Genomic DNA, 16,164 nt, shown 5'->3' with positions numbered 1-16,164 from the left:
TGAGCGCATCCGGTCAGGAGCGTGACCATGGTCGTGCCCATGATCGTGCCCAGGCCTCGCAGTCTACGAAATGGAGCACCCGCTGGAAGGTCTCGGACATGAGCGGGCGCGGATCGCCGAGAACGTGGATGAGCGCATCGCGATCGATGATCCTCTCCGAGACGAGAAGGCCGCCCAGCAGCATATCGCGGATGCCTCGTCGGTGAGTCTCGAAGATCTCGGCTGCGAAGCTGTTGGGCGAGCCTTTCGATCGCCGGGTCACGATGTCGAGCGGAAGCATGTCCGCAAAGGCGCGTCTGGCGATCGCCCGGTTGCGTCCGTTCTCGAGCCATAGCCAGCTTGGCACCCGCAGGCATGTCTCGACGACCGGCTGGGACAGCAAGGGTGATACCGTGGGCCTGCCCTGTCGGGGATCAAGGCTTTCGATATGACCCTGGCCGATCGTGATGAGCCGGATATGCCCGGCCGATCCCGGCAATGCGCCTTGCGGGCAACGCAGCCAGGGGTGGATGTTTTCGCGAGGAATTCCTTCGCATGCGTCGGAGGAGAGCAGCGACAGGTCGAGATGTGGTCGCAGCGCCGGTTTGCCAAGCCAGGCTCGGCGAACGGCATCGACCGCGACCTGCCGCATGCTCGCAGGTGCATGGCTGCTGATCTCGCGCACCGTATCCAGAAAACCTGTTCCGGGGCCCGACGTGAGCAGGCGGTCGGCGGCCGGCGCGGAGGATTTCAGCGAACAGAACACGTTGTCGCCCCCGCTGCCATCGACAATCGCCGTCGCTCCGGCCTGATCCGCCGCCAGCGCGGCAAGCCGGAAGCTTTCCTGCCGGAACAGGCGGACACTCGGACGCGGCAGACCGTCGGCGGGCGACGCGTGAATGTCGATCCGATCCACCTCCCGCCGCATTTCCGCTAAAGGGATCGAGTGCCAGCCTGCCACGCGGCGGGCATGGTGTCGCTCATCGCCGGCGGCATCGCGCGTGACCAGGTTGAGCGCGCCAACGTCGCTGGTCGTTTGCCGCAGGGCGGCGGCGAGGATCGACGAATCGAGCCCCCCGGAAAGGAGGAGCAGGGCCTTTTCGAACCCCGACGCGAGAGCGCGCACGCTTTGCAGCACCGCGCCGCGTACCGCCGCAGCGGCTTCGTCGCGGCCGGATATGCGCTGGTCCGCCCCCACGAACATCCAGGGCGACCACAGCATGGTAGCCGCTGCGACCGGCTGGGCCAAAGGTACCGTATGGCCTCCGGGCAGTTCGCCCACTCCCGCCAGACAGGTATCGAACCGGCGAAACTCGCCGGTGGCGAGCAGCAGGCGAACCTGCTGCCAGTCGATGCTCGCACGCCAGAGCCCGGTCGCGCGCAGCAGGTCGAGATCGGATGCGAAGATGATGAAATCGGCTGTCTCGATGCGATAGCAAGGCAGATCGCCCAGAGGGGCGCGGGTGATGGTGAGGGCACCATCCGCGCCTCGAAGAAGCGCGACCCATCCGCCCCAGCACCGTTCGACGAGATGCCGCGCGCCGCTGCCCGGCATGGCCTCGAGGTGCGAGGCGGGCCGCATCGTCGCGCGATCGAACAGCCGGCCGATGACGAGACCGCTGCCGCGCAGTTCGACCGGGGGCAGTCCCGATACCGCGACGATGGCGGAGCCGAGATCGTAATGCCGGATACCGGACCCTGCATGCAGGGCCTTGTCGAGCAGTGCCTGTGCCTGTGTCCTTGCCAGCGCAGAATGTCCGGCTGCGCCTCGCAGCGCGACCACGAGGTAGCGGGCGGCGGTCACGGGCACGACCTCACAGGACGAGGATGGGCGTGTAGGCAAGGGCGGTATCGACCCTCTCGTTGACGAGACTGGATCCGCTTCTCACCCAGGCGTGGGCGGCGAAGGGGCGCAACTGGACGCCAATGACGAGCTCGACATTGATGCCGCGCGCCATTGCCATCCCGGCGAGCGTGATCGCGCGGGGCAGGCATTGATCGTGCGAACGCATTAGCCGCGCGGTGCGCTCGAAGTCGTGCGCAAGGTGCTCGAGCTTGGATGGCGGCCGGGCGACGCACGATGGCAACCGGGCCTTTCGCTTCCTCAGCTCGTGCAGCAGCCGGGCAAGACCTCCGCGCCGAAGCGCTCGCCGGGCCAGTGCCAGTCTCGTGAGGGCACCGAGGACGGCACGCAGCGATGGCTTTGCGGGTTCGCCGTCGAGAAGGCTCCGGGAGGGTCTGTTGTGATCGGCGCAGGGCCGGGGATACAGATCGCCAGGGACTTCTTCGACAAGGCCCAGCCGAACGAGCACGTCGGATGGCGCGATGTCCGTTGTCCCTGCCGCCAGGGCGCGAAACCGCGCCTCGACGCTGTCATGAAGGCAAAAGTAGCGATCGGCCTCGACATCGAGGAAGACGAGACGATCGTCGATATCGCAGTAGGTGAGATTGCTGCGCAGCGCGTAGCCCATGACCGGTCCTTTCCCGCAGAAATCGGCAGGAATTGCAAAAAGGAGGGCGCGGCGTTTCGAAGTCGCTGCCGCGAACGCCGCGCCCTCCCGTGCGGCTCAGTCGTCGCTGAGGCCGGCGCTCTGGCCACCGAAGGTCTCGTCGCGCGGGTTGAGTTCCGTGCCGAGCGTTTCGGTGCTCACCTTGCCGAGGTCGATGACTTCGGCGGTTTCACGATCATGGGTCATGATCTGCTCCTGTAATCGCCGCGGGATTGCGGCACCAAGGAGGGTAGGAAGCGGCGCGGCATATCCGAACTTTATACGGATCGGATTCGCCGAATGTTGACGGCGGGGCTCTCATTCGCGGCGATAGACGGCGCGCACGATGGCCCCGGCGACGCGTTCGCGGCGGCGGTGATAGCGCCCGATGGCCCGTGCGAGACCGCGCCGGTCGTCGGCTTCGATCGCATCGATCCACGTATCGAATTCCGCGTCATCCGCGCCCAGGACGTCACCTTCGACGCCGCGGACGACGTGGAGCCGGGCATTGAGGCGGTCTACCGCGCCTGCATGCTCGCAGTTGCCCGAGCGCTGGGCCAACACGGCGAAGAATCGTCCCGTCGCTTGCGCGGTTGTTTGCGCAGGTGCTTCGCCGTCGGCCGACTTGCCATTCGCATTTATCGATTCGGCGAAGGGTATTGCTGCCGCGCCCGCAGGCCAGTGCGTCACGCAGAGCCGCAGGAGCTGCTCGGACCAGCGATAAAGGTCATGAAGGAGCGGTTCGTCGAGCGGCGGCAGGTGAAAGCCGCCGCCTTGACGCGCTTCGACCAGGCCTTCCCCGGTGAGCCGGTTGAGGGCGTCGCGCACGGGCGTGATGCTGCTCGCGAACTGGCCGGCGATCGCGCCGGGATCGAGGCGGTCGCCCGGACGCCACGCGGCGTCCAGTATCTGGCCGCGCAGCGCTTCGAGCACCCGCTCGGCTGTGGCACCCGGGTTCATCAATGAAGCCTGGCGCCGGCACCGGAGTGCTGCATGGCGCGCGGATGCTGCGCCGCGTCCTGCGCGCCAATGCCCGCCTCGCGCAGCAGTCTGGGCGTGTCCGCATCGATCTCGATCCGCAGCGCCGCCATGCGCTTGTTCGAGATCGTATGTACGTCGCCGAGCGGAGCACACCGCCATCCGAAGGCATGGATCTTGGCGCACCATGCCGCGTCGGCGACCGCGGTGTAGGCGGTTATCCCTTCCGCCAGCGCATGATCGGCCAGCCTCGCCACCAGGGTGTCACGCGCCGCCCGGCGCTCGGCGGTGGTGAGCGTGCGTTCGATGCAGAAGCGGGTGATCTCGCGGATCGTGGGCGAGTGCGGCACCGCGCCGCTGCACAGCTGCGGGTAAAGGCCCCCCAGGATATGCTCGCGTGTCGTCGGCAGCAGCCGCGCCGAGGCCATGTGCCTGCCCTTGCCGTCGGTCAGCACCAGATACTGGGCATGCGCGTTGTCGAACTGGTCGATCTCGTAGCAGCCTGCGATGACGGGCACGTCCCACTTCAGCAGGTCGACGAAGACGGATTTGCGCGCTTCGAACATGGCGGACAGGATCTGGTCCGAGCCTGCGATGAAAGCGGAGCGGGCGGTGAGGACATGGCAGCACAGCATCGAGGTAACTCCCTGATCGTGAACCGGATCAGGGTGCTCGAAAGACGGTGCCCGCCGCTATTCCCTGAACGGGGAATAGAACTGCGGCAGGATCTGGGCGAGGGTCAGGGTCCCGTCGAACAGTGCCCGGGACACCAGCAATGTCCGCTTGTTCACTTCCAGTTTCTCGAAGCAGTTGTTGACGTGCTTGGCCGGCGTCTCCTCGCTCGTGCCCATGAGCATGGCCATCTCGCGGTTGGTCTTGCCCAGCGCGACGAGGTGCGTGACCTCGCGTTCGCGCTGCGTCAGCCTTGCGCTTGGCGGCCGCATGCGTTGCCCGCGCGGCGTGCACAGTCGCCGGGCGGCGGCAAAGGCGGCCTCGCCGATCGCGTGCGCCATGATCTTGGTGAGGTCGGTGATCTCGCGCCGCGGCGGATTGATGAAGGTGACCGATCCACCGGTCTCACCGTGGATCGTCACCGGAATCGTGAAGCCGTCGGCGATGCCGTAATGGGCGGCAAGCGTCATGAAGGCATGGTCGGCATGCGAGAGATCGATGCGCTCGGCCAGTTCGCTCCAGACGAACCCCTCGTTGATCAGGTGACTGAGGCGGTGGACCGGATCGAGCGTGTAGAGGTGATGCCGGTCGTAGTGCTCGACCCACGCCGGCGGATAATTGTTGAGGCGAATGGCGCGCATCCGCCGCGCTGGGCCATCGACATGGTGAGTGATGGCGTAGTGGGTGAAGCCCATCTGGGTCGTGGCGATCGCAACGTTCCCGGCCAGCAGTTCGAGGCTGCGGGCGGCGTGGATGGCGCGCAGGGAGTCCACGAGCGCCAGTATCATGTGATGCATCACGGGGCAGCCTTGCCAACGCCGGGGATGTCTCTTGCCATCCGCCTTCCGGCGAAAGCCCTTCCTGGAATACTGTGCCCCGCGATCAGGTTCTCAAGCTGTTCTTGGGAGCCGGTTGTCGTAATACTGTCATATCATGGCAAGTACGCCTCGCAAAAGGACCGACTTTTCAATCGTTCTCGATTTGGCGATGAAAATTTTGTAATCCCGGGGGCGTCGTCCGGGCCGGCTTTCCTGAAGACATGAGCGACGAAGGGGCGGACGGTCTGCCCGACTGGCGCGACGCTGACGCGTACAAGAGCCTGCTGGCCATCGACCGGGCAGGGCTGATGTGGGAATGGCTGCGGCGCGATCCAGGGTACGCCGAATGGTATCTCGAGGCATCGCGCGCGACGACCGGCACGCAGCCCGATGCGTCGGCCTGGGGGGCTCACTTTCGCTGAAGATCCCGTCCGCGACGCCCGTTCGGCGCGGATCCTGTGGCATGCGTCCCTCGATCCGGGCATTCTGGACGTCGATGTCGAACCCGCCGACCCTGCCCACCCAGAAAGCCTGATTGTTGCCCGGCTGGCGCCATGGCTGACGTGTGTACCCGGCCGCGTTGCCGGTGAGCACGCGGTACTTTCGAACGGCGATCACCGGATCCGTCTCGATGTGCTGAGCGGCAACTTGTCCGGCCAGGAGGCGGTTATGCTCAGTTTCCGGATTTCGGGGATCGCCGGAGCCGAGCGCCGGCTCGTGCCCTTGCGCCAGCTCGTCTCGCTCCATCGCCATGGCCGGTTCGGACGATCCCTGTTTCCGGCAGAGCCGCGCATGAAACGCTGGCTCACCACCTTGCGCGTCCACGATGCCATCGTCTCGGGCGCGAGCCACCAGGATATCGGCATCGCTTTCTACGGCACCGAGCGTGTCGCGAGCGGGTGGGATACCGGCAGCGATTCGCTGCGATCGCGCGTAAGGCGGCTTGCCTCCGAAGCCGCGCGCATGACAGCGGGCGGATGGCGGCGTCTGATGCGCGGTGGTGGCTGAGCGGCCGCAGAACGCTGACGGGTCGCCGATCATTGTCTGGGCGTTCGTCTACGAGAGCCGATCAGGGCCACTGGACTTGCAGGTCCGGATCCGGTGTCAGGCATGCATCCGCCAGGCTGCGAGCATCGATCGTTCGCTGCCGGGCGGTATTCGTGACCGGGGCGGGCAGGGGCGGGCGCCTCGCGCCTGCGGCGCGACCGCGCTCTAGACCGACCGCGGCGGGCGTGGCCGCCCTCATCGCCGCGGTCAGGGTCCCGGGCCCGGCTTTGCCGGTCCCGGCCTGATGGTGACGATCGCATGGCGCGTGCGGGCGGGCCCTTGCGTCCTGCGGACCAGGCCGCCCGGAAGCGGACGCGCGCGGCCGGGAGCCGCGCACGGCGTTTGTGTGAGCCTCTCCCGGGCGAAGCGCGGGTGGGCTTGCCTCCCGTCTGGGACCGCTGCCGCCGCCTGCAAGCCGGTCCCTTCGGGCCGGCTCCTCCACTGACGTTACGGCCCTGGCCGCTTCGGGTCCGCTTGCGCGTCCCCGCGCGGCTGGCGGGTGCAGGCGCCGGGCGAAAGCGGTCCCTGTCGGTCGTCCGGGCCGCCCACCCCCGCTCCGCCGGGGAGGCCAATGCCGGTTTTGGGCAGCGCAAGGAGGTGAGACATGCGCAGCATTTCGACGGTCGGGCCACCCGAGGGGTCAATCGAGAGGCAAAACGAGAGGCCAACCGAGAGGCCGGAGGTCAGGCAGGATACCGGTAAGCCAGACAGGGAGGGACAGGGCGGCACTGGCGCTGGAACCGGGCGCAACGGGCGCTCGCGGGGCAGGACATCGCGCCGCTGCGATGCCGGTACCGTTGCCGGTGCCGGTACCGTTGCCGGTGCCGGTACCGGTGTGGCGGCGGCCTCGCGGGCCTCGCTCTACGACGAGGTGACGCAGACGATCATCGGCGAGCTTGAACGTGGGCGTTTCCCATGGGTCCAGCCGTGGCGCAGCGCCGCTGACAGCCCGTCGTTCGCGCCGGGCCTTCCCGCCAATGCCCTTACCAAGCGGCGCTATTCGGGGGTGAATATCCTCATTTTGTGGGGCGCGGCCATCGAACACGGCTGGACCTCGCATGGCTGGCTCACCTTCCGTCAGGCGCTCGAGGCAGGGGGCAACGTGCGCAAGGGCGAGCGCGGCACCACCGTCGTCTATGCCGACCGTTTCGTGCCCGAAGCCGAGAAGGCCCGCGCCCGCGACTCGGGGGAGGATGCGCGCTCCGTGCCGTTCCTCAAGCGCTTCACCCTGTTCAACGTGGGGCAGTGCGAAGGCTTGTCCGACGATCTCCTGCCCGAGCCGGTGGCGCTGGGCGAGCGCGAGATCGTACCGGTCGCCGAAAGCCTGATAGCGGCGAGCGGCATCGATTTTCGCATCGGCGGGGACAAGGCCTATTACGCGCCGGGCGCCGACTTCGTCGCCGTCCCCCCGCAGCAGGCATTCCACGATCAGATCAATTTTTACCGGACGTGCCTCCACGAATTGACCCACGCGACCGGCCATGCCTCGCGGCTGGGTCGCAATCTCGCCAATGCCTTCGGATCGAAGGACTACGCGCGGGAGGAACTCATCGCCGAAATGGGTTCGGCCTTCCTGTGCGCCGCGCTCGGCATCGTGCCCACCGTGCGCCACGCCGACTATCTGGGCGCATGGCTCGATGTCCTTCGCGAGGACAACCGCGCGATCTTCCGCGCCGCCAGCTGGGCGAGCAAGGCTTCCGACTGGCTCCTCGCCCGCCACTGCGCGGCGCAGAAAGAAGGCGAGCCTTGCCGCGACGATGGTACGCACGGCGCGGATCATCGCGGCGAGCATCGCTGCGACATGGATCATCGCGCCGGGGGGCTCGGCGATGGATACGCGGCCACAAAGCAAGGGGCGAGACCCGCTAAGGTGTCCGCGCCCACCCCGGGTCCCGACCGGCCGCATCCGGACATGGCGCGCGCGGACTACAGCCGCCGACCCCGCGAAAGCGGGAGGGCGGCGGCATGAGCTGGCTGTCCCCCATCGCCCGCGTGCTGCTCGCCGCGAACTACCGCGATGCCGCGCACGATCCCCGGCTCGATGCGTTCCCGCTCGTTCGCCTGTTCAACCCGCAGGGCGCCGCCGCGTGGCTGGGTTTCAAAATGCACGAGGACGAGGGCATCCTCAACGGCCTTGCCGATCTGGGTTTCGGTGACCCGGAACCCGGCCTGTTCAGCCTGCGCGAGATCGAGGCGGTCGACCTGCCGCCAAGACGGATGCCGGGTCGGCGGATCAAACTCGGCCCCGCGTTCACCACCCGGCACCGGCTTTCGGTCTGGACCGAGGCAGCGCGCGCGCCCGTTCCGGTTCCTGAGGCCGCGGCGCTTCCGGGCGGTCCCGTCAGCGACGACGTCAGCGAAGACGACAGCGAAACCTCGGGGGCCCTCAGACTTCTGTTCCGGGATCGCGGACCCTGACCTGACCGGTCAGGCGATCCACCGCGAACAGATGCGACCGGGCCATCCGGCCCATTCCACCCGCTCCGCAAGTACGCGCCGCATCGAAGAAATCAGCCGTGCCCCGGACCCGGATCAAGACCCAAGCGAGCAAAGGAAGGAAGACATCATGAAACTGAAGTTCATTCCACTCGACCGGCTTGCCGTCAGCAAGGCCAACATGCGTCATGGCCGCAAGGCCCCCGACGTTTCCGACATCCTGCCTACCGTGCGCATGCGCGGTGTCCTCCAGCCGATCCTCGTGCGCGAAAGCGCCGAGGCGGGCATGTTCGAAATCGTCGCGGGTCGTCGCCGCTTCCATGCCGCGCGAATCGTCGCCGCCGAGCGTGAGGCGTCGCTGGAGGGCGCGCGCGGGGATGCCCTAGCTGCGGCGCAAGACGACAATACCGCATCCGGCGCGGCATTGAACCCGGCAGCGGACGCAGCCATGGCGCCGGGCACGGACCTGCCCGTCTGCACCGAACCCGCCTTCGCCGAACCGGCCTGCGCCCAATTAGCCTGCGCCGGTATCGCCTGCGCCATCCTCGACGAGGCCGACGATGCCGCCGCCATCGAGGCCTCGCTCATCGAGAACATCGCCCGGCTCGATCCCGACGAGGTAACCCGCTGGGAGTGCTTCACCCGGCTGGTCCGGGAAGGACGCAGCCCCGAGCAGATCGGCCAGACCTTCGGACTGCCCGACCTCGCCGTGCGCCGTGTCCTCGCGCTCGGCAACCTGCTGCCGCGCATCCGCGACCTCTATCGCCGCGATGAAATCGACGCGCTGACCGTGAGGCATCTGACGCTCGCCTCCAAGAGCCAGCAGAAGGCATGGCTGGCGCTGATGGACGATGCCGAGGCGTGGGTGCCGCGCGGGCACCAGCTCAAGAACTGGCTGTTCGGAGGGCAGTCGATCCCGGTCGGCCATGCCCTGTTCGATGTCGAGGGCAGCGGGCTTGCCATCATCGCCGACCTGTTCGGCGAAGCCCCGCTCATCGCCGAAGTCGAAGCCTTCTGGGCCTTGCAGAACGCGGCGATCGAGGCGCGCCGCCAGCAGTACATCGAGGCGGGATGGCCCGATGCGATCATCGTCGCGGCCAGCGAGCACTTCCACAGCTGGGAATACGAGAAGGCGGCCAAGCGCAAGGGCGGGCGCGTCTACATCGACGTGCGCGCCAATGGCGAAGTCATCGTCCACGAAGGATACCTGACCCGCAAGGAGGCCGCGCGGCTGGCCAGGCAGGCGGAAGCCAAATCCAGCGGCGAATCGGATGAGGGCGCAGCCGCGAGCCTGCGTCCCGAACTCACGGCAGTGACGCGCAACTACATCGACCTGCACCGCCATGCCGCGACGCGCGCCGCCTTGCTGGACAGTTCCGGCGTGGCCCTGCGCCTCTTCGTGGCCCATGCCCTGTGCGGATCGCCCCTCTGGCGGGTCAGCGCCGAACCGCAGACGGCGAAGAACGAGGGCGTGCACGAGAGCGTGACCGAAAGCCGGGGCGAGGCGGTGTTCGACGCGCGCCGCCGCGCCGTGCTGTCGCTTCTCGGGTGCGACGGCGAGGATACGACGGTGGTCGGAGGCACCGGCTGGGCGTCGCCGGGCCGTGATCTGACTACGATCTTCGCGCGCCTCATGGCCCTGCCGGACCCTGACGTGCTGGAGGTCGTCGCCGTCGCGATGGGCGAAACGCTGGCAGCGGGAAGCCGCGCGGTCGAGATCGCCGGGGCGGAGATCGGCCTCTCCATGACCGACTGGTGGCAGGCCGACGATGCGTTCTTCGAAGGGTTGCGCGACCGCGAGGTGCTTCTCGCCATGCTCGCCGAAGTGGCGGGAAGCGATATCGCCAAGGCCAACGAGCGCGAGAAGGGCAAGGCGCTCAAGACCATCATCCGCGATCATCTGGCCGGGAACAACGGGCGGGTGCGGCGCGGCAACTGGGTGCCGCGCTGGATGGCCGTCCCGCCCGCCGACTACACCGCGCGGGGGGTCTATGCCGCCGCGATGCCGCGCGGCGCGGATGCGAAGCTGAACGGATTGGATGATCCGGCCAGACGGGCGGACGGCGGCGGCCCCGCCCCCGAGGGCTCGCAGGGTGACGATGCCGCGCAGGAGGGCAGCGGCGGTGCCGAAGGGGAGCGCGATATCAGCGAGGACGGCATCATGCGGAACCGTGATGCGGACGGTCCCGCCGTCAGCACCGGGGATCACGAAGCCGACGACTCGCGCGGTCCTGCCGATGGGCAGGTGGATGCGGCCATGGCGGGGGGACAAATCGGGCCGGGCGGTCCCGATGCGGACGACCCACGCCTCGCGGCGTGACGATACTTGCCGGGGCGGCACCTGCCGCCCCGGTGCCATCCGAATGCCACAGGTCTTTGCGAAAGGCGCAAAAAACCTCGCCTCGCCGTCCCCGGCGCCGTAACGGCGCCGGGGACGGCGAGGCGCCCTGGCACCGCGCGCCATTGCTGCCGCTGCCGCCAGCTGGCATGACGGCGGGCAGGGGTAACATTGACCATGACCATTCTTCACGACGTCGAGAAGCTCGTCGCGCGGCTCGCGCCAGCGCCGGTGTGCGACGATTGCCTGACCCAAACGCTGGGTCTTTCTCCCTTGCATCACGCCGACTTCGCGGCGCGCGAACTGGCGGGCGTGAACGGTTTCGAGCGCCTGAAGGACACGTGCGGCCTGTGCGGAGAGACGCGGGCCGTCACGGTACGGCGCTGAGGTGCGACGCTAGAGTTGCATATGCACGAGAGGCTTCAAGGTCTCTGCTCGCGGCTGCGGCCTGTATCCGGTTTGCCGGCTTGGACATCGCCGCGCCGATGCTAGACAGGGGATGGGACATCCGGGGGGACCCTGATGAAATTCGGACTGTTCGTTGCGGCGAGCACTGCAATTCTTGCGGCACCGCTGCCGGTGGCTGCCCAGGCGGCGAAGACTGACCGGGTCTACGCCGGTTGCATGGCCGCAGATGCATTTTGGGGCAAGTGCTACCATAGCAAGCTGGTCGAACTTGTCGTCAAACCGTTCGTCATGGACCCGCAGAGCTACCAGATGTCGAATCACTACATCCGGTCCCAGACGGCCCTCAACGCGCAGTTCCTCGCCTACCTGACCTCGAAGGGCATCGAGACCTACGGTCTTTGATGCAAGGCGTTCGAGACCCGGCAAAAGGTCGAGGAATGGGAGCAGTCGATGGCGGATGTCGCGGTCGGCCATACGGGCCTGCAGTCGGTGCTGATCACCGACTGGGAATCCAAGGCGCCCGACGTGGAACAGTGACGCGCATCGGCGCCGCCAGCCGGAAACACGGGCCGAAGGGCAATTTCCGGCTAGGTCGTCCAGACCGGTCGATGACTTGCCGGCGAGATGCAGAGCGTCGCCGCCCCGGGACCGCAGGGCCTGCGGCGCGTACGGGGCCCGGCGGCCTGAGGCGTGAGCATCGGCAAGAGCTTTCCTGGCTGCTTGGCGATGCCGCTCCTGATGGGCTGATGATCGACCCGGCACACCGCAAAGTGCACCGCACCCGCCGCCAGCCTGGTCAAAAAGGTGTTCGGCCCCAAGGTATCGGCCGAAGTCGCGGCCGCCCGGCGTCGGATGATCCTTGCGCCGAGGCGCCTGCGCATGCCGGAGCCACGCTAATCGTGCCGGTTACAGTCCCACGTTCAGCAGCAGACCTGTCCCGTTGTATTTTCCCGCTTGGTAATCGCTGGTGGCCTCGCCGATCTCCTCGCGTCACCCTCGTCGTGCGCTTATCTGCGCCCGGGTAAACTGATTTCGCTGCGGCCATGCATTGAGCTGGGCTTGGCATTACATTAAGCCCACATCATGGCCTGATGCCGCGCCCATCCGTTATCAGGTCCATAAATCGGCGCATTCCAGGCAGGCGGCCAATCTGCCGCCGGGATGTTCCATACATGTCTTCGAAACGCGCGCGCCACCGCATGGTTGTTTTGTACGCTCCGCGCAGTTGCTTTCTCTCCCATCGCTACGCTGGCGAAAAACGTGGCCTTAGCTTTTTAAAGATCCAGCTATTAGACCTTGTCTGGCTGCTTTGAGGTTTTTGGGTCCTTTAACGCCAAATCAAAAAACTTTTTGGCTGCTGCATCCAATAGCTTTCAATCACTGACGCGCGCGCGTGCAGGGAAGACCAGTGCCGCCGCGCGCGCCCCGGGGAAAAGCCGTTGTCGGAAGCGTTGTGGCGAGTGCCAGAAGGACCAGGGGGCGGCTCATAACAAAGTAGGCGAGCCAGGGGCGTGCTGTCGGCCCTTCGCCCACGGTTCCGCCGTGGCGTCCATCGTCAATTCGCCGTCCCATACCCGGCACAGTGCGAATGCATTTTCAGGCGTGCCGAGCAGCCAAGTGTTCCAGTCTTGTCGCCGAAGGATAGTGGGCATCCGGTCGTGGACCTCGCCCATGAATTCGCAGCTGTCGACCATTACCATCGAATAGGCGTTGCCCCACTCGCTCGTGGGTCGCCAGATGCCAGCTACCGCAAAGGGTTCATCGCCGGGCACCGCGTACCAGGTTCGCGTCATGCGGCCTCTTTCGCCTTGTGCCTCAGCCCAGGCGCCGACCGGGATCAGGCACCGCCGGTTCATGAAACTGTCGCGCCAGAACGGCGTGGCCAGCTTGTCCTCGCGGGCATTGTTGACGGTTCGCGGTTTGATCGGAAGACCGGTGCGCGCGCTTTTCTGGGCTCGAGGAAAGCCCCAGGACATTGCCTGGACCTGCCCGGCCGTGACGACGAGACCGGGGTAGCCAGGGTAAATCTCCTCGGCGAGGTTTGGCGCTGGTCCGCCCTGCGCACTGAACATCCCGGCGATGGCACTCGTCGGTGTGGTCAGGCGGTACAAGTTGCAAATGGGCTCAATCCTCTCGCTATGGAGAATAACCCTCGATCGTCTCGTTGCAACCTGTGGTCTGCAGGTGGCTGGCAAGGGCAAAGGCCTGCCTGCGTGGGCGTTACGCAAGCCGGCCTTACTCGGACTGCAGGCCAGCTTGCGGCAGGCGGGTTCATCATCATGGCGTGCTTGCGAACCGGTGCCGTCCTTGGGTGTTCATAATGCCATGAAGACAGTTTCATTTGCTGACGGAACAAGGGTCCCTGTCCTTGGCCAGGGGACGTGGATGATGGGCGAACAGGCAGATCAGCGGCAGCAGGAGATCGCTGCTTTGCAAGCGGGCCTTGATCTTGGCCTGCGGCTGATCGACACGGCCGAGATGTATGCGGATGGTGAAGCCGAGCGTCTAGTTGGCGAAGCCATCGCGGGCCGCCGGGACGAGGTGTTCCTGGTGAGCAAGGCCTATCCGCAGAACGCATCGCGCGCACGCCTGCGGCAGGCCTGTGAAGCGAGCTGCCAGCGGCTGCGTACGGACCATCTGGATCTTTACCTGCTTCATTGGCGCGGGAGCGTTCCGTTGGCGGAGACCGTCGAGGCCATGGAGGGACTTGTCGCATCGGGGCTGATTGCGCGCTGGGGCGTAAGCAACCTCGACACCGACGACATGGTAGAGCTGCAGGAGGTCGGAGGCCCTGCCTGCATGACCAACCAGATTCTCTATAATCTTGCCCGGCGAGGACCGGAGTTCGATTTGATCCCGTGGCTTGGCCGGCGTTCAATCCCGGTCATGGCTTACAGCCCGGTCGAGCAGGGGCGCCTGCTTGGACACAAGGTGCTGGGGCGGATCGCGTCCGAGCGCGGCGTTTCCGCGGCACAGGTTGCGCTGGCATGGCTGCTGCGCCGTCCCGGAGTCATCGCGATACCCAAAGCAGCGTCGCTCGCGCATGTGCGCGACAACCGCGCCGCCATGGACCTCGAACTCACCGAAGACGCGATTGCCCTCCTCGAGCGCCACTTCCCGCCGCCAACCAGGCGCCGACCTCTCGAGATGCTCTGATCGGCCGGGCAGCCAGTAGTCTCAACGCTTGGCAGCGCTCGTCGCAGGCTGTGCCGCCTCGAACACCCAGTTCAGGTAAGCCGCTATGCGCACGCCGCCGCGTTTGAGGCGTTCATCGACCTCAGCCCGGTGCTGGTACGCATAGTCCCAGGACAATGCCGGGTCGGTCGGATAGATCGTCTTGCGCAGGGCGATGCTCTCACGAATCCATACGGCGGGATCGCGCTCGTTCCAGGCAATCACGTCCTCGGGCTTGATCGAGCGCGACAGCCAGGCCGTGTATTCGGAGTAGGAAAGCGAGCGCTGCTCGATCAATCCGGAATCCCAGACCGAGTGGAGGTTGGTCGGCTTGCCGAACCAGGTGACCGAAACCGCATTGCCGCCGCGATCATTGCCGGCTCCATCGTGAAGCGGCTGGTGCAGATCGCCGATGATGTGGACGATGAAGCGCAGCGCAAGCCGCTTGTCTTCAAGCGGCGCCCTCGGATCTCGCAGCGTGGCGGTGAAGCGTGCAAGCGCCGTCATCGCGTCGCCTTCTGCCGGGGCATCGGATGCCTTGTACTCATCACCCTTCACGGTGACGTAGTGCCAGGGGCTGGCCTGCTTCTGCCAGAAGGTGTCGGGATTGGATTTCATGTCGTCAGGCCAGGTCGCTGCCTCGGCAAGGTCTTCGGTGCCGAGCAGCATCCGGACATTCGCGCGGGCGAGGCCGCTCAGGTTCTCGTCGGCGATGGCACCTGTGATGCGGTGCCCGATCGGCCCCCAGGCATGGGCAGGCGTGGCGACGGCGAGCGAAAGGGTGAGCAGGATCAGTTTGCGCATGAGCGTTTCATAGAGCAGTAGGCGAGCCTTGAAACCCCATTCGCCAATGGTTCGGTCACGCTGCCCTTATCGATATCGTTCGCAAGCAGATTGGGGATGGAATGCCGGCTCGCCGTGACCGGTATAGATGTCCGCCAGTAGCCACGATCGCTCGGCGTCCATGTCTTCCTCGGGAATGGTTTTCCACCAGAAGCGCATCGCCGGGTCCCAGCGATAGCCGCGTGCCTTGAGGGCATCCTTGCTCTCGAATGGAGCATCCACTGCGTTCACGCGAAAGCTCGGCCGCTGCGACTGGGCCAGAAGCTTGGCCATGATGGTTTCACCATCAGGCGCGGTGTGGCCAAGGAGGTAGATCAGCGCGAGGATGTCGTTCTCGGCGCGGTGCCCCTCGAAGAACCATCCGCACTGCGAAACCAGGTATCCCAGGGCCTTCCCGTCGAAGCCGAGTTCCAGCCAGTCGACCTCCGACATCGAACAGGCCCAGGCGCGCCCTGCGATTGTCGGAAGCCGCCGATCGACGAAAGGCCGGTCGAAGGCGGCGTTGTGTGCGACGATGAGATCGGCGGATGCCAGAATGTCGGTAGCTTCCGCCTCGTCGATCGCCTGACCCGCGAGGGCCTCGTCGGACAGGCCGGTGAGACGGGTGATCCTGGGATCAAGTGGCTGCTGCGGATCCTCGCGCCAGAGCCGGGGTGTGCCGACCTGCACAATCCGGCCGAGCTCATCGAAGCGAAAGCGCTGGACGGCAAGTTCGATGATCTTGTCGGTTTCCCGGTCGAGACCTGTTGTTTCGACGTCGAGGGCGAGACCAATGCGTGACTTCCCGTGCGGCGGTCCTGCATATAGCCGGTTCACTGGAAGCAGGCGCCGAAGCACCCGAAAGTCCGGATGGGCTTCGAGAGCGCGGGCAGCTTCGGACAAGGCATTTGAAGCGAAAGACGTCATCGCCAGCCTGATAGTCGCGGCGCGCTGCCGGGGAAAGCGTGCGCAGGGCAGGGCCGAGAAAATGACGCGCCCGATC

16 protein-coding genes and 1 pseudogene are annotated in these 16,164 nt (G+C 66.4%); 8 read left to right on the top strand and 9 right to left on the bottom strand.

Going from position 1 to position 16,164, the window contains the following annotated elements:
- Positions 1 to 13: 13 nt before the first annotated feature.
- The 6 genes from BES08_RS06255 to BES08_RS06235 form a co-directional block, all read right to left on the bottom strand.
- Entirely contained in the window at positions 14 to 1,783 is a 1,770-nt protein-coding gene (locus tag BES08_RS06255; protein WP_156799783.1) for an asparagine synthase-related protein, read from the bottom strand.
- Between the two features lie 10 nt (positions 1,784 to 1,793).
- The gene (locus BES08_RS06250) at positions 1,794 to 2,450 is read right to left on the bottom strand and encodes a lasso peptide biosynthesis B2 protein (RefSeq protein ID WP_069707851.1); all 657 of its coding nucleotides are present in this window, start codon (positions 2,448 to 2,450) and stop codon (positions 1,794 to 1,796) included.
- 96 nt (positions 2,451 to 2,546) lie between these two features.
- Positions 2,547 to 2,675, bottom strand: coding sequence for a benenodin family lasso peptide (locus BES08_RS32710; RefSeq protein WP_156799782.1), 129 nt, complete (start codon positions 2,673 to 2,675; stop codon positions 2,547 to 2,549).
- Between the two features lie 111 nt (positions 2,676 to 2,786).
- Positions 2,787 to 3,428, bottom strand: a complete 642-nt coding sequence (locus tag BES08_RS06245; protein ID WP_069707850.1) for a GntR family transcriptional regulator — start codon at positions 3,426 to 3,428, stop codon at positions 2,787 to 2,789.
- Positions 3,428 to 4,081: an acyl-homoserine-lactone synthase gene (locus tag BES08_RS06240; protein WP_069707849.1), complete on the bottom strand. Its 654-nt coding sequence runs from the start codon at positions 4,079 to 4,081 to the stop codon at positions 3,428 to 3,430. The genes BES08_RS06245 and BES08_RS06240 overlap by 1 nt, the downstream gene beginning before the upstream one ends.
- A 57-nt stretch (positions 4,082 to 4,138) precedes the next feature.
- Entirely contained in the window at positions 4,139 to 4,906 is a 768-nt protein-coding gene (locus BES08_RS06235; RefSeq protein WP_197524427.1) for a helix-turn-helix transcriptional regulator, read from the bottom strand.
- A gap of 251 nt (positions 4,907 to 5,157) precedes the next feature.
- Between BES08_RS06235 and BES08_RS06230 the strand changes: the two genes are divergently transcribed.
- The 7 genes and pseudogenes from BES08_RS06230 to BES08_RS06200 all read left to right on the top strand — a co-directional run bounded on the left by BES08_RS06230 (position 5,158) and on the right by BES08_RS06200 (position 11,567).
- Entirely contained in the window at positions 5,158 to 5,358 is a 201-nt protein-coding gene (locus BES08_RS06230) for a transcriptional regulator domain-containing protein (RefSeq protein WP_069707847.1), read from the top strand.
- On the top strand, positions 5,327 to 5,944 hold the full coding sequence (locus BES08_RS06225) for a DNA -binding domain-containing protein (protein WP_069707846.1): 618 nt from the start codon (positions 5,327 to 5,329) through the stop codon (positions 5,942 to 5,944). The genes BES08_RS06230 and BES08_RS06225 overlap by 32 nt, the downstream gene beginning before the upstream one ends.
- Positions 5,945 to 6,818: 874 nt before the next feature.
- Positions 6,819 to 7,718 (top strand): annotated as a pseudogene (locus BES08_RS33905) (ArdC family protein); the annotation flags it as partial.
- Positions 7,719 to 7,948: 230 nt separating this feature from the next.
- Complete coding sequence (locus BES08_RS06215) at positions 7,949 to 8,401, top strand: DUF2958 domain-containing protein (RefSeq protein ID WP_083274605.1); 453 nt, start codon at positions 7,949 to 7,951, stop codon at positions 8,399 to 8,401.
- A gap of 148 nt (positions 8,402 to 8,549) precedes the next feature.
- Positions 8,550 to 10,739, top strand: a complete 2,190-nt coding sequence (locus BES08_RS33900; RefSeq protein ID WP_069707844.1) for a ParB/RepB/Spo0J family partition protein — start codon at positions 8,550 to 8,552, stop codon at positions 10,737 to 10,739.
- Positions 10,740 to 10,934: 195 nt separating this feature from the next.
- Positions 10,935 to 11,144, top strand: a complete 210-nt coding sequence (locus tag BES08_RS06205; protein WP_069707843.1) for a hypothetical protein — start codon at positions 10,935 to 10,937, stop codon at positions 11,142 to 11,144.
- A 135-nt stretch (positions 11,145 to 11,279) separates the two neighbouring features.
- Complete coding sequence (locus BES08_RS06200; RefSeq protein WP_069707842.1) at positions 11,280 to 11,567, top strand: hypothetical protein; 288 nt, start codon at positions 11,280 to 11,282, stop codon at positions 11,565 to 11,567.
- Between the two features lie 1,082 nt (positions 11,568 to 12,649).
- Here BES08_RS06200 and BES08_RS06195 read toward each other — a convergent pair.
- A complete protein-coding gene (locus BES08_RS06195; protein ID WP_069709165.1) occupies positions 12,650 to 13,285 on the bottom strand; it encodes an SOS response-associated peptidase in 636 nt (211 codons plus the stop codon).
- A 205-nt stretch (positions 13,286 to 13,490) separates the two neighbouring features.
- On the opposite strand from BES08_RS06195, the gene BES08_RS06190 reads away from it, so the two are divergent.
- The gene (locus BES08_RS06190) at positions 13,491 to 14,321 is read left to right on the top strand and encodes an aldo/keto reductase (protein WP_083274603.1); all 831 of its coding nucleotides are present in this window, start codon (positions 13,491 to 13,493) and stop codon (positions 14,319 to 14,321) included.
- A gap of 21 nt (positions 14,322 to 14,342) precedes the next feature.
- Here the strand turns inward: BES08_RS06190 and BES08_RS06185 are convergent, their stop codons facing one another.
- On the bottom strand, positions 14,343 to 15,143 hold the full coding sequence (locus tag BES08_RS06185; RefSeq protein WP_069707841.1) for a S1/P1 nuclease: 801 nt from the start codon (positions 15,141 to 15,143) through the stop codon (positions 14,343 to 14,345).
- 66 nt (positions 15,144 to 15,209) lie between these two features.
- The gene (locus BES08_RS06180; protein WP_069707840.1) at positions 15,210 to 16,088 is read right to left on the bottom strand and encodes a 3'-5' exonuclease; all 879 of its coding nucleotides are present in this window, start codon (positions 16,086 to 16,088) and stop codon (positions 15,210 to 15,212) included.
- Between the last annotated feature and the right edge of the window lie 76 nt (positions 16,089 to 16,164).

The sequence above is a fragment of the Novosphingobium resinovorum genome (genome assembly GCF_001742225.1).
Taxonomy (GTDB): domain Bacteria; phylum Pseudomonadota; class Alphaproteobacteria; order Sphingomonadales; family Sphingomonadaceae; genus Novosphingobium; species Novosphingobium resinovorum_A.
This window is presented reverse-complemented; position numbering and strand designations above follow the sequence as displayed.